Genomic DNA, 13,057 nt, shown 5'->3' on the forward strand with positions numbered 1-13,057 from the left:
CCGCCAGGGCCGGACGCGCCCGCTCAGGCTGCCGTCACACTACCTTCGCGCTACCGTCGCGCCGCCCTCAGGCGGCACACACCCGGTACACCGCCAGGCTGCCGCGCCAGTTCCGCCCCCAGTTGACCGTCACGCCTTCGTGCATCACCACGCGGTCCAGCACGCGCAGCCCGACCTTGGGCGCGAGCGCCTCGAAGTCGCTGATGGTCAGCACGCGCACGTTGGGCGTGTTGTACCACTGGTAGGGCAGCGCCTCCGACACCGGCATGCGGCCGCGGAACACCGACAGCCGGTGCGGCCAGTAGCCGAAGTTGGGAAACGACACGATGCATTCGCGCCCCACGCGCAGCGTCTCGCGCAGGACCTGCGCGGTGTTGTGGATGGTCTGCAGCGTCTGCGACAGGATCACCGTATCGAAGCTCTTGTCCTCGAACAGCGCCAGTCCGCCTTCCAGGTTCTGCTGGATCACGTGCACGCCCTTCTGCGCGCACGCCAGCACGCCTTCGTCCTGGATCTCGATGCCGTAGGCCTGCACGTCGAGCTCGTCCTGCAGCACGCGCAGCAGGCTGCCGTCGCCGCAGCCGAGGTCCAGCACGGTGGAATCGGGCTCGATCCAGCGCGCGATGGCGCGGAAGTCGGGGCGCAGCGCCAGGATGTTGGGGTTGGCAGCGGCGTTCATGCGCCAATCTCCTCGGCGATGCGCTGGTAGTAGGCGCGCATCAGGTTGTGGTAGCGCGCGTCGTCCAGCAGGAAGGCGTCGTGGCCGTGCGGCGCGTCGATCTCGGCGTAGCTGACCGGGCGCTTGTTGTCGAGCAGCGCCTTGACCAGCTCGCGGCTGCGGTTCGGCGCGAAGCGCCAGTCGGTGGTGAAGCTGGCCACCAGGAAGCTGGCGCGGGTCTGCGCCACCGCGCGCGTGAGGTCGCCGCCGAAGGCCAGCGCGGGATCGAAGTAGTCCAGCGCGCGCGTGATCAGCAGGTAGGTGTTGGCGTCGAAATACTCGGCGAACTTGTCGCCCTGGTAGCGCAGGTAGCTCTCCACCTGGAACTCGACGTCGAACGAGAAGCGGATGTCGTCGGTCTTGAGCTCGCGGCCAAATTTCTCGGCCATGTCCTCGTCGGACAGGTAGGTGATATGGCCGATCATGCGCGCCACGCGCAGGCCGCGCTTGGGCTTGACGTTGTGCGCGTAGTAGTTGCCGCCGTGGAAGTCCGGGTCCGACAGGATGGCGCTACGCGCCACCTCGTTGAAGGCGATGTTCTGCGCCGACAGCTTGGGCGTGGAGGCCACCACGATGCAGTGGCGCAGCCGGTCCGGGTACATCAGGCTCCACGCCAGCGCCTGCATGCCGCCGAGGCTGCCGCCCATTACCGCGGCGAACTGCGCGATGCCGAACTGGTCGGCCACGCGCGCCTGCGCGTTGACCCAGTCTTCCACCGTCACCACCGGGAACATCGCGCCGTAGGGCTTGCCGGTGGCCGGGTTGGGGCTCATCGGGCCGGTCGAGCCGAAGCACGAGCCGAGGTTGTTCACGCCGATGACGAAGAAGCGGTTGGTGTCGAGCGGCTTGCCGGGGCCGACCATGTTGTCCCACCAGCCCACGTCGTGCGGATCGTGCGCCGACACGCCCGCCACATGGTGCGAGGCGTTGAGCGCGTGGCACACCAGCACGGCGTTGGAGCGCGCGGCGTTGAGCGTGCCGTAGGTCTCGACCATCAGGTCGTAGTCGGCGATCGAGGTGCCGTTGCGCAGCTTCAGCGGCTCGGGGAAATGCATGCGCCGCGGCGTGACGATGCCGACCGAATCGGCCGGCGGTGCCAGCGTGGCAGGAGGCGTAGCTACGTCTGTCATGAAGTGGGCCCGCCGGGAGACGGGCGTAAAAAAACCCGACCGGCATTTGCATGGCCGTCGCGTGCGGTTGCGGTTTGCATTTGCACGAACGGTGGCGCAGCCAATCGGGTTTTGCGCGGGCCTTGTCGCCGCTTGCCGGTGCCTTGCGTGGCAGGGTACCGGCCCAACCTCTTTAGCCGCATTTATATTGGCCGCCGCGACATCCCGACAAGGGAACCGTGGCTGCCGCGCGCCCGCAAGCCAGTCATCAAATCGGCGCGACGCGCTTATTATAGAGCAAACGGCGCCGGCGCCGCCTGCCCCGCGCCGTTGTCCCTACTGCCAGCGAGCCTTGCCTTGACGAACCCGCCCAGCATCCTGGTCATCGAAGACGAAGCCGCGATCGCGGACACCATCCTCTACGCGCTGTCCACCGACGGCATGTCGGTGGCGCATTGCGCGCTCGGCGGTGCGGCGCTGGCGCGGCTGCGCGCGCAGGTGCCCGACCTGGTGATTCTCGACGTGGGCCTGCCGGACATCAACGGCTTCGAGGTCTGCCGCACGCTGCGCACGTTCTCCGACGTGCCGGTGATCTTCCTGACCGCGCGCCATGAAGAGATCGACCGCATCGTGGGCCTGGAGATCGGCGCCGACGACTACGTGGTCAAGCCGTTCTCGCCGCGCGAGCTGGCCGCGCGCGTGCGCGTGATCCTGCGCCGCGCCGGCACGCGCGCTACACCGCCGCCAGCGCCGCCAGCCGCCGCCGCCGCGCAGGGATTCACGCTCGATGCCGACGGCGCGCGCGTGGCCTGGTGCGGCCGGTGGCTGGACCTGACCCGCTACGAATACTTGCTGCTGTCGCTGCTGCTGCGGCACCCGGGGCGCATCTACTCGCGCGCGCAGCTGATGGCGCTGGTCTGGCACGATGCCGCCGATACCATCGACCGCACCGTCGACACCCACGTCAAGACCGTGCGCGCCAAGCTGCGCGCGCTCGATCCCGCCTGCGACCCGATCCGCACGCACCGCGGCATGGGCTATTCGCTCGCGGCCTGATCCCGCTCTCTCTTCCTTCGCGCCCACGCATGCACATCGGCCTTCGCATCTTCTTCGGCTTCTTCCTGATCGTCGGGCTGGCGGCCTTCCTCACGCTGCGCGTGTTCGTGCAGGAGGTCAAGCCGGGCGTGCGGCAGGCGATGGAGGACACGCTGGTCGACACTGCCCACGTGCTCGCGGTGCTGGCCGCCGACGACCTCAAGAGCGGGCATATCGCCGACGGCGCCTTCGCGCGGCGCCTGGCGCGGCTGCGCGAGGACAAGGTCGACGCCAACGTGTGGGGCATGCACAAGGACGCGGTCGGCTACCGCATCTACGTCACCGACGAGCGCGGCATCGTGCGCTTCGACTCCGGCGACGCCGGGACAAGCGCGACAAGCGCGACAGGCGCCGACTACTCGCGCTGGAACGACGTCTACCGCACCCTGCGCGGCCAGTACGGCGCGCGCAGCACGCGCGCCGACCCGGACGACGACGCCAGCACCGTCATGCACGTGGCCGCGCCGATCCGCGACGGCGGCCGGATCATCGGCGTGCTGACCGTGGCCAAGCCCAACGTGACGATGGCGCCGTTCATCGCGCGCAGCCAGCGCAAGATCCTGCTCAACGGCCTGCTGCTGATGGGCGGCGCCTTCGCCATCGGCCTGGCCTGCACGCTGTGGCTGGTGCACGGCCTGCGCCGCCTGCAGCGCTACGCGCGCGCGGTGGCGGCCGGCGAGCGCGCCGAGATGCCGCTACGCGGCGCCAGCGAGCTGGCCGAGCTGGGCCGCGCGGTGCAGGGCATGCGCGCGCGGCTGGAGGACAAGCAGTACGTCGAGCACTACATCCACACTCTCACGCACGAGATGAAAAGCCCGCTGGCGGCCATCGGCGGCGCGGCCGAGCTGCTGCAGGAGGACATGCCGGCGGCGGACCGCGGCCGCTTCGCCGCCAACATCGGCCGCCAGGCGCAGCGCCTGGAACAGATGATCCGCAAGCTGCTGGCGCTGGCCGCGCTGGAGCAGCGCCAGCGCCTGGAGACACGCGAGCGCGTGGCGCTGCTGCCGCTGATCGGGCAACTGCTGCAGGAGCTGGAGCCGCGCGCGCGCCAGCGCGAACTGTCGCTGCGCCTGCTGCCACCCGCGCAGCCGGACCCGGCCGTGGAAGGCGACCCGTTCCTGCTGCGCCAGGCGCTGGCCAACCTGCTGGAAAACGCGCTCGATTTCGCGCCGGCGGGCAGCGCGGTGGACATCTCGGTGGAGCAGGCCGGCGCCACCACCGCCGTGCGCGTGGCCGACCAGGGGCCGGGCATCCCGGACTACGCGCTGCCGCGCCTGTTCGAGCGCTTCTACTCGCTGCCGCGCCCGGGCGGCCAGGACAAGAGCACCGGGCTGGGGCTGTGCTTCGTGCGCGAGATCGCCACGCTGCACCAGGGCGCCATCGCGCTGGCCAACGGCGCGCGGGGCGGGGCCTGCGCCACGCTGACGCTGCCGTCGGCATAGCGCCGGCGGCGGCCGGTTCGCCACACATTCGGCTCGCCACACATTCGCTTCACACAGGCTTCCGCGGCGCCTCACACGGCGGCGGCACACTGGCGGCATTCTCATTGCCGAGCCCAAAGGAAACCGCCGCTCATGCCGACCTATCTCCATTGCGCCCCGCCGCTGGCCCTCGCGGCCGCGCTCGGCCCGCGCCGCGTGCCGGCCGGCCTGCTGGCCGCCGGCGTGGCGGCCAGCGTGCTGCCGGACCTGGACATGCTCACCGTCTGGTACGCCGGCGTGCACTACGACACGGTGCTGGGCCACCGGGGCCTGACGCACTCGATCGGCTTCGCGCTGGCACTCGGCCTGCTGGCCGCGCTGGCGGCGCGGCGCCGCGGCTGGCGGCCCGGCATCGCGTTCCTGTTCGTGGCGGCGAGCGCCGTGTCGCATCCGCTGCTGGACCTGCTCACCGACCGCGGCATCGGCTCGGCGCTGTTCTACCCGCTGACGGACCGGCGCGTGAACCTGCCGTGGCGGCCATTGCCGCTGTCGGCGGCGGGCCTGTTCGGCGTGGCGCGCCTACGGCTCGAATGCCTGTGGATCGGCCTGCCGCTGCTGGCGGCGGGCACGCTCGGCGCCGGCCTGCGGCTGTGGCTGGAGCGCGCGGGGCTGGCGCGGCGTCCCGCGCTGGCCAAGTGAGGCCCGCATGAGACCGGCCACCGGCGCGGCCCTGGCCGCCACCAACCGCATCGACCGCTTCCTGACCGCGCCGCGCCCGGCGCTGGCGCTGGCGGGCACGCGGCGCGCGCTGTGCGAATTGCTCGCCTTCGGCATCAAGGAAGCGCGCGCCTGCCTGTTCGCCGGGCTGTTCTTCCTGGCGGTGTTCGCGGTGCCGCGCGGCGGCTGGCTGGGCATCCCGCGCTACGACCTGCTGCTGGCCGCGGCGCTCGCCATCCAGGCGGCGATGGTGTGGGCGCGGCTGGAAACCGTGGACGAGCTCAAGGCCATCAGCCTGTTCCACGTGGTGGGCTTCGCGCTGGAGGCGTTCAAGACTTCCGGCGGCATCCAGTCGTGGAGCTATCCCGACTTCGCCTACACCAAGGTGCTTGGCGTGCCGCTGTTCGCGGGGTTCATGTACGCGGCGGTGGGCAGCTACATCATCCAGGCCTGGCGCATCCTCGGCGTCAGCGTGCGGCACCATCCGCCGCACTGGATGGCGGCCGCGATGGCGGTGCTGGTGTATGCCAACTTTTTCACGCACCACTATATCGGCGACTACCGCTGGTACCTGGCCTGCGGCATCTGCGGCCTCTACGCGCGCGCCACGGTGCGCTTCCGCCCGCTCGACCGCGAGCGCGGCATGCCGCTGCTGCTGGCCTTCGTGCTGATCGGGCTGTTCGTCTGGATCGCCGAGAACATCAGCACCTTCTTCTCGGTATGGCGCTATCCCGACCAGCTCGGCGCGTGGTCGGCGGTGCACGTGGGCAAGTGGAGCTCGTGGTCGCTGCTGATCGTGATGACCTTCACCATCGTGGCCAACCTCAAGCACATCAAGGCCAGCATCCACGTACCGCGCTGATCGCGGCGGCTCAGCCCAGCAGCACGCGCAGTTGCGCGTCGGCGTTCTCGCTGGGCAGCTTGCGGAAGCCGCTCTTGGCGTAGCGGTGCCACTGGCCCTGCACCGCCGCCACGATCAGCGCGGCGCGCACCGGCACGTCGGCGTCGGCCGGGAAGGCGCCCTGGCTGATGGCGACCTTCAGGCACTGCCGCAGCGAGGCCTCGATGCGGTCCACCAGCTGGTTGATGCGCTCCTGCAGGCGGTCGTGCTCGCCGACCAGCGCCTCGCCGGTCAGCACGCGCGTCATGCCGGGGTTCTTCTCGGCGAACGACAGCAGCATGCGCACGATGGCGTGCGCCTGGCGCAGGCCGTTCTCTTCCTGCGTGGTGATCTGGTTGATGAGGCCGAACACGGTCTGCTCGATGAAGCCGATCAGGCCTTCGAACATCTGCGCCTTGCTGGCGAAATGGCGGTACAGCGCCGCCTCCGACACGCTCAGCTTGGCGGCCAGCGCGGCGGTGGTGATCTTCTCCCCGCGCGGCACTTCCAGCATGCCGGCCAGCGTCTGCAGGATCTGCACGCGCCGCTCGCCGGGGCGCGGCCGCTTGCGCACCGGCGCCCCGTCGGCGCCCGCGGCCGGCGCGCCGGCGGCCGCGGTGGTGCCCGCGGTGGTGCCGGCATTGCTGCCTGAAGCGGCGCCCGAGGGGCGCCCATTGCTCTGCATCATGACCCGATTCCCCGCATTCTTTGTTTGAGTTGATGCATGGATTGTACTTTTACGTCCACATAGCCGGGACGATTTACGATGCGCGCGCGCACCCGCGGCGCCGAAGCGGGCAGCGCCTGGGGCGCGGTGCCGCCCGCCGCGCCCTGCGCGGCCGCGGCCGGCGGGTCCTGCGTCTCGGCCGCCACCAGCGTCACCGAGCGCTCCTGCGCGGCGTGGCCGGCGCGCTGGCGGTCTTCGGCATCGAGCGTGCTGCGCAGCACGGCGTCGCCGCTCACGCCGGCCACCGCGGCATCGGCCGGCAGCGGCACCGCGTGCGGGCGCGACGGCGCCAGCGTGCGCAGATAGCCCGTCACCCAGGCGGTGCGGATGCCGGTGCCGGCGTAGCGCTTGAGGTGGGACAGCGTGTCTTCCACCAGCACCGCGCGGTGCGGCGCCACGCCGTGCTGGGCCAGCAGCCGGCGCAGCATGCGGCGGTCGGGCTTGGGCCGCAGATGGCCGTGCACCCACATGTCCTCGACCGCCACCACGCGCTCGAAGCAGTGCGCGATGCCGGCCACGCGCAGCACCGCGCGCGCGTACTGCGCGGGCGCGTTGGTGACGAGGATCTTGCGGCCCGGCAGGCGCATCAGGTGCGCGGCCAGCCCGCGCTGCACGCGCACCATCTGCGCCAGCTCGGGAAAATCGTGCGCGGCGCGCAGGAAGTCGGCCGGGTCCACGCCGTGGTGGCGGATCATGCCGAGCAGCGTGGCGCCGTAGCGCTGCCAGTACTTCACCCGCACCTCGCTGGCGGTGGCCTCGTCGCAGCCGATCACGCGCGCCACGTACGCCGTCATCAACCGGTTGATGGCCGGGAAGATCGCGTGCGAGGCGTCGTGCAGCGTGTTGTCGAGATCGAACAGCCAGACGGTGCGGCCGGAATTGTCGCCGGCGGGGCGGCGGCGGCGCGCACCGCGCAGGCTGGGGCGCGGGGTCTGGGTTGGTGTCGGCACGCGGGAAGGGAAGGAAGGCAGGACCGGCAGCGCGCGGCGCGCGCGGCCGGCGGACGCCGCTCAGTGCGAGCGGATCATGGTGCCGAACGCCTGTTCAGTCAGGATTTCGAGCAGCAGCGAGTGTTCGATGCGGCCATCGACGATGTGCACCGAGTTGACGCCGCTCTTGGCCGCGTCCAGCGCCGACGAGATCTTGGGCAGCATGCCGCCGGAGATGGTGCCGTCGGCGAACAGCTCCTCGATCTCGCGCGCCGACAGGTCGGTCAGCAGGTTGCCGGCCTTGTCCATCACGCCCGGGATGTTGGTCATCATGACCAGCTTTTCGGCCTTGAGGATCTCGGCCATCTTGCCGGCGACCACGTCGGCGTTGATGTTGTAGGCCTGGCCGTCGTCGGAGAAGCCGATCGGCGAGATCACCGGGATGAAGGCGTCGTCCTGCAGCGCCTTGACCACGGCCGGGTTGATGGCCTCGATGTCGCCCACGTAGCCGATGTCGATGAAGGCGCCCGGGTTCTCGCGGTCCGGCATCTTCAGGCGCTTGGCGCGGATCAGGCCGCCGTCCTTGCCGGTCAGGCCCACGGCCTGGCCGCCGTACTGGTTGATCAGCATGACGATGTCCTGCTGGACCTCGCCGCCGAGCACCCACTCGACCACTTCCATCGTTTCTTCATCGGTCACGCGCATGCCCTGGATGAAGGTGCCGACCTTGCCGACCTTCTTCAGCGCCTCGTCGATCTGCGGGCCGCCGCCGTGGACCACCACCGGGTTCATGCCGACCAGCTTGAGCAGGATCACGTCGCGCGCGAAGCCGTGCTTGAGCTTTTCCTCGGTCATGGCATTGCCGCCGTACTTGACCACGATGGTCTTGCCGTGAAACTTGCGGATATAGGGCAGCGCCTCGGCAAGGATTTCGGCCTTGAGGGCGGGGGCGATGGCGGCCACCGCAGTTGCGGCAGGCCCGGGGTTGTCGGCGTTCATGGCAAGGGACATCCGTGAGATTCAACAGGTATCATGGCGGTTCTGGCCGGCGGCAGGCAGGCGCGTCATGGGCATCGTGCCCCTGACAAGCCACCTCCGGCCGCGGCAGGCGCCGATTTTACAAGAAACCGGAGCGCACGCGAGCGGACCGTGGCGCAGCGGGGGCACAAGGCCGGCACATGCGTCCTGCGGCGCACCATGACGTCCCCTCCACGCAACAGTCCAGCCGGCGATCTGCCCGCCGGTCGCGCACAAGTCTCGCTACACATTAGAACAGCGGCATGACAAAGAGCCTGCACCCTGACAAACCCGGTGCCCTGCGCACCGACAGGCGCCGCCCGGGCACCGCAGACAATGCCGGCAAGCCCGGCGCCGCGCCGTGAGCGACCCGGCCACCGTGCTGACCGGCCAGCTGCGCCCGGTCGAGCATTGCAGCGCCTGCGGCGCCGGCTTCGTGTGCGGCTACGCGGCCGGCCTGCCGCAGTGCTGGTGCGCCAGCCAGCCGCTGCTGCCGGCGCGGCTGATCGTGCCGGGCCGGCACTGTCTGTGCCCGGCTTGCCTGGCCAGGCGCCGCGCGGCCGCCGAAGCGGCACCCGGCGCCACCTGAGCGGCGGGCCTGCCGCGGCGCCCCGCGCAAAATATTGCGCAACGAATTTCCATTTCCCATTCATGCGGCTACTATTCGCCCCATGAATGATCTACGTGCAATCGACCTGAACCTGCTGGTGGTGCTGGAAGCGCTGCTGGCCGAACGACATATCTCGCGCGCGGCGCTGCGCCTGCACCTGAGCCAGCCGGCCGTCAGCCACGCGCTGGGCCGCCTGCGCCAGTTGCTGGACGACCCGCTGCTGGTGCGCGGCCAGGGCGGGCTGGTGCCGAGCCCGCGCGCCCACGAGCTGGCCGGGCCGCTGGCCGAGGCGCTGGCGCAGGTGCGCATCCTGCTCGGGCCGACGGGCTTCCAGCCCGCCACGGCGCGCCGCAGCTTCCGCCTGGCCATGTCCGACTACGGCGCGATGGCGCTGCTGCCCGGCCTGCTGCGCGCGGTGCGCAAAGCCGCGCCGGGTATCGACCTGGTGGTCTCGCAGGCCAGCCGCGAAGGCATGGTGGCCAAGGTGGCGGACGGCGAGATCGACCTCGCGCTGGGCGTGTTCGAGGCGCCGCCCGAAGGCATGCGCGGCGCGCCGCTGTTCGAGGAAGCCTATGCCTGCATGGTGGATGCGGCCACGGTGCGCGGCCAGGGCAAGCTGGACCAGGTGGCTTACCTGGCCCGCTCGCACGTGCTGGTGTCGGCCCACGGCGAGCGCGTGGACGCCATCGACGCCGCGGTGGCCAAGGCCGGCGGGCGGCGCAAGATCGCCTGCGTGCTGCCCCACTGGAGCGTGGCGCCGGCGCTGATCGCCGGCACCAACCTGGTCCTGACCACGGCGCGCCGCAGCCTGGCCGCGTTCGAGGACGACGCGCGCTTCGCGGTGTTCGAGCCGCCCTTCGCGCTGCCGGGCTTCACCTTCAGCCTGATCTGGCACGACCGCACCGACGCCGACCCGGGCCAGACCTGGCTGCGCGAGCGCGTCAAGGCGGTGGCGGCCGGCGACGAGCCCGGCGACGCGATCAGCCTGCGCCGCTGAGCCGCGCCGGACCGCTGACCGGACCGCCGGAGCGCGCAACCGCCGGCCGGAGCCGGGACTTCAATTTCAGTGCTTGTGGTCGCCGTGCGCGCCGGCCGCGGGCGCGCCGGCCCCGAGGTCGCGCACCTCGGCGTCCACCTTCTCCTCGATCACCTTGCCGCCCTGCTCGATCCTGAGCGTCAGCGGCACGGTGTCGCCCTTCTTGAGCGGCGCCTTGAGGCCCATCAGCATCACGTGGTAGCCGCCCGGCTTGAGCTCCACGTCCTGCATGCGCGGCAGGTCCAGCGCGCCGACCGCGCGCATGCGCATGACGTTGCCGTCCATCTTCATTTCATGGACCTCGGCGGTGGCCGCGGCGGGCGTGCTCACGCCGACCAGTTTGGCCGTCTCGTGCGCGTGCAGGGTCATGAACACGCCGGTCGCGGTCTGCGCCGGCACGGTGCCGCGGGCCCAGGCGTTGCTGACGTCGACCTGCGCGAAGGCCGTGCCCGAACAGAGCGCGGCCAGCACGGCAGCGGCGGCGGGCAGGGCGGCGAGGAATCTGGCTTGCATGGGAATCTTCTCCACTGAACTTCACTTGCGTCGCAAAGGCGCCATTAGACCATGCCGGCGCGGGCGGCGTGGCCGGCGCCGGCGGTCAACGAACCAGTCTGGCAGCGCGCCGCGGGGTGGCCAATGCGGCACGGTGTCGCATAATGCGGGCCCGCGCCGCGCCATTGTTAAACTCGCGGCATGGATACCTCCTCCGCCGTGCCGCCCGGCCCGGCCTCTCCCGCCGCCGCGTCCGCCGCTGCCGCTGCCGCCGCGGCGACCTCCGCCCGCACCGGCCCGCTGCGCCACAACCTGGTGAGCCTGCGCCGCCTGTTCTGGCTGCGCTGGGCGCTGCTCGGCGGGCAGGCGCTGCTGCTGGTGTCGTGCGAGGCGGTGGCCGGCGTGATCCTGCCCTACAGCCCGCTGCTGGCCATCCTCACGCTGCAGACGCTGTTCAACCTGCTGACCGGGCTGCGCCTGCGCCACCAGCGCGGGCGCGGCGCGCGGCCCAGCGACGCCGAGCTGATGGGCCAGCTGCTGGTCGACCTGACCGCGCTGTCGGCCGCGCTGTTCTTCACCGGCGGCGCGACCAACCCGTTCGTCTCGTTCTACCTGCCCGGCCTGGCCATCGCCGGGGCGGTGCTGCCGTGGCGCCTCGTGGTGGTGCTGGCCTTCTACGCAATGGCCTGCTACAGCGTGATGCTGATCGAGTACGTGCCGCTGAACCTGCACAACCCGGACAACGCCATCACCTACCACCTCGCCGGCATGTGGCTGAACTTCGTCGTCAGCGCCACCATGATCGCGGTGTTCGTGGCGCGCCTGTCCAACGTGCTGCGCCAGCGCGACGCCGAGCTCAACCTCGCGCGCGAGCAGTTGCTGCGCGACGCGCGCATCGAGGCGCTCAATGACCAGGCCGCCGCCGTGGCGCACGAGATCGGCACGCCGCTGGCCACGCTCGCGGTGATCGCGGGCGAGCTGCGCGCCGATGCCGCCGACGCGCGCCTGGGCGCCACCCCGGTCAACGCCTACCTGCCCGACCTGCAGACCGTGGAGCAGCAGCTCGACCTGTGCAAGTCGATCCTGGCGCGCCTGCGCGACGACCACCAGACCGCCGCGCCGCAGCGCGTGGACGCCTGGCTGGACGGCTTCGTCGAGCGCTGGCAGTTGCGCCACCCGCATGCGCGCCTGGAAGCCAGCGCCATCGGCGAGGCCGCCGCGCTGCCGGTGGAGGCCGCGCGCGTGGGCCAGATCCTGACCATCCTGCTCGACAACGCCGCGCGCAGCCAGCTCGCCGCCGGCCACGCGCAGGTGCCGCTGCGCCTGGCCATCGTGCTCGACAAGCAGGAGGGCCAGCCCACGCTGACCTTCCGCGTCACCGACCGCGGCCTCGGCATCCCGCCGGCGCAGCGCGCGCGGCTCGGCGAGGCGCCCATGAGCAGCATGCACGGCGGCCAGGGCATCGGCGCCTACCTGGCGCAGAGCGCCGCGCTGCAGATGGGCGGATGGCTGGCCTGGCACGACCACCACGAAGGCGGCACCGTGGCCGAGCTGCACCTGCCCGAGCCTGCCGCCGCGCCGCCCGAAGCCCAACCGATTGCCTCACCCGCGGCCCCATCCACGGCCGCACCCACGACAACGAGCCAGCCATGACCGACGCCTCCCACGACCCCGCCGCCACGCAGCAGCCCGGCACCGGCGATGCCGGCCCCTTCCTGGTCATCGACGACGATGCCGTGTTCGCCGGCGCGCTGGCGCGCGCGCTCACGCGCCGCGGCTACGCGGTGCAGATCGCGCATACCGGCGCGCAGGCGCTCGCGCTGGCCGCGCAGACGCCGTTCGCCTACATCACGCTGGACCTGCACCTGAGCGCGCCGCCCGAGGCCGGCAGCACCGCGCCGGCGGAATCCGGCCTGCACCTGGTCGGGCCGCTGCGCGCGGCCCTGCCGGACGCGCGCATCCTGGTGCTGACCGGCTACGCCAGCATCGCCACCGCGGTGGCGGCGGTCAAGCATGGCGCCGACGAGTACCTGGCCAAGCCGGCCAATGTGGATTCGATCCTGACCGCGCTGATGGCGGGGGTATCGGAAGACGCGGCCGAAGCCGCGATGGAAGAGCCGGTGCCGCTGTCGGTGGCGCGCCTGGAGTGGGAACACATCCAGCGCGTGCTGGCCGAGCACGACGGCAATATCTCGGCCACCGCGCGCGCGCTCAACATGCACCGGCGCACGCTGCAGCGCAAGCTGGGCAAGCGGCCGGTCTCGCGCTAGCGCGCTGATGCACTAGCGCGGCGCGCGGGCCGCGCG

Annotated in this window: 14 protein-coding genes; 8 read left to right on the forward strand and 6 right to left on the reverse strand. The window is 71.4% G+C overall.

Features of this window, described 5'->3' with window-relative positions:
* Window positions 1–67: 67 nt before the first annotated feature.
* Window positions 68–679 carry a methionine biosynthesis protein MetW gene (gene metW / locus AC3WXD_RS31935; protein ID WP_020205140.1) on the reverse strand — a complete coding sequence of 204 codons (612 nt, stop codon included), beginning with the start codon at window positions 677–679 and terminating at the stop codon, window positions 68–70.
* On the reverse strand, window positions 676–1,848 hold the full coding sequence (gene metX, locus AC3WXD_RS31940) for a homoserine O-succinyltransferase MetX (RefSeq protein ID WP_029044061.1): 1,173 nt from the start codon (window positions 1,846–1,848) through the stop codon (window positions 676–678). Before metX ends, metW begins: the two co-directional genes overlap by 4 nt.
* Before the next feature lie 336 nt (window positions 1,849–2,184).
* On the opposite strand from metX, the gene creB reads away from it, so the two are divergent.
* The 4 genes from creB (at window position 2,185) to AC3WXD_RS31960 (ending at window position 5,922) form a co-directional block, all read left to right on the forward strand.
* A complete protein-coding gene (gene creB, locus AC3WXD_RS31945; RefSeq protein WP_492325434.1) occupies window positions 2,185–2,883 on the forward strand; it encodes a two-component system response regulator CreB in 699 nt (232 codons plus the stop codon).
* A gap of 29 nt (window positions 2,884–2,912) precedes the next feature.
* Window positions 2,913–4,364, forward strand: a complete 1,452-nt coding sequence (creC, locus tag AC3WXD_RS31950; RefSeq protein ID WP_492325435.1) for a two-component system sensor histidine kinase CreC — start codon at window positions 2,913–2,915, stop codon at window positions 4,362–4,364.
* 132 nt (window positions 4,365–4,496) lie between these two features.
* A complete protein-coding gene (locus AC3WXD_RS31955) occupies window positions 4,497–5,042 on the forward strand; it encodes a metal-dependent hydrolase (protein ID WP_492325436.1) in 546 nt (181 codons plus the stop codon).
* Window positions 5,043–5,049: 7 nt separating this feature from the next.
* The gene (locus tag AC3WXD_RS31960; protein ID WP_492325437.1) at window positions 5,050–5,922 is read left to right on the forward strand and encodes a DUF817 domain-containing protein; all 873 of its coding nucleotides are present in this window, start codon (window positions 5,050–5,052) and stop codon (window positions 5,920–5,922) included.
* A gap of 10 nt (window positions 5,923–5,932) precedes the next feature.
* On the opposite strand, the gene slmA is transcribed toward AC3WXD_RS31960, so the two are convergent.
* The 3 genes from slmA to argB are packed head-to-tail and all read right to left on the reverse strand — an operon-like array spanning window position 5,933 to window position 8,607.
* Entirely contained in the window at window positions 5,933–6,628 is a 696-nt protein-coding gene (slmA, locus tag AC3WXD_RS31965) for a nucleoid occlusion factor SlmA (RefSeq protein WP_020205146.1), read from the reverse strand.
* Window positions 6,625–7,617, reverse strand: coding sequence for a pyrimidine 5'-nucleotidase (locus AC3WXD_RS31970; protein WP_020205147.1), 993 nt, complete (start codon window positions 7,615–7,617; stop codon window positions 6,625–6,627). The genes slmA and AC3WXD_RS31970 overlap by 4 nt, the downstream gene beginning before the upstream one ends.
* Before the next feature lie 60 nt (window positions 7,618–7,677).
* Window positions 7,678–8,607, reverse strand: a complete 930-nt coding sequence (gene argB / locus AC3WXD_RS31975; protein ID WP_369796926.1) for an acetylglutamate kinase — start codon at window positions 8,605–8,607, stop codon at window positions 7,678–7,680.
* A gap of 367 nt (window positions 8,608–8,974) precedes the next feature.
* On the opposite strand from argB, the gene AC3WXD_RS31980 reads away from it, so the two are divergent.
* Together AC3WXD_RS31980 and AC3WXD_RS31985 are read left to right on the forward strand one after the other, a co-directional pair.
* Entirely contained in the window at window positions 8,975–9,202 is a 228-nt protein-coding gene (locus AC3WXD_RS31980) for a cysteine-rich CWC family protein (RefSeq protein ID WP_492325438.1), read from the forward strand.
* Between the two features lie 82 nt (window positions 9,203–9,284).
* The gene (locus AC3WXD_RS31985; protein WP_020205150.1) at window positions 9,285–10,220 is read left to right on the forward strand and encodes a LysR family transcriptional regulator; all 936 of its coding nucleotides are present in this window, start codon (window positions 9,285–9,287) and stop codon (window positions 10,218–10,220) included.
* 66 nt (window positions 10,221–10,286) lie between these two features.
* Here the strand turns inward: AC3WXD_RS31985 and AC3WXD_RS31990 are convergent, their stop codons facing one another.
* Window positions 10,287–10,772 (reverse strand): copper chaperone PCu(A)C, encoded by a 486-nt coding sequence (locus AC3WXD_RS31990; protein WP_492325439.1) that lies wholly within the window; start codon window positions 10,770–10,772, stop codon window positions 10,287–10,289.
* A 180-nt stretch (window positions 10,773–10,952) separates the two neighbouring features.
* Here AC3WXD_RS31990 and AC3WXD_RS31995 point away from each other — a divergent pair, with 180 nt between their 5' ends.
* Together AC3WXD_RS31995 and AC3WXD_RS32000 are read left to right on the forward strand one after the other, a co-directional pair.
* The gene (locus AC3WXD_RS31995) at window positions 10,953–12,404 is read left to right on the forward strand and encodes an ATP-binding protein (protein ID WP_020205152.1); all 1,452 of its coding nucleotides are present in this window, start codon (window positions 10,953–10,955) and stop codon (window positions 12,402–12,404) included.
* A complete protein-coding gene (locus AC3WXD_RS32000) occupies window positions 12,401–13,021 on the forward strand; it encodes a response regulator transcription factor (protein WP_020205153.1) in 621 nt (206 codons plus the stop codon). The genes AC3WXD_RS31995 and AC3WXD_RS32000 overlap by 4 nt, the downstream gene beginning before the upstream one ends.
* Window positions 13,022–13,057: the final 36 nt, after the last annotated feature.

This window comes from Cupriavidus sp. FW216-B1, from assembly GCF_058789195.1.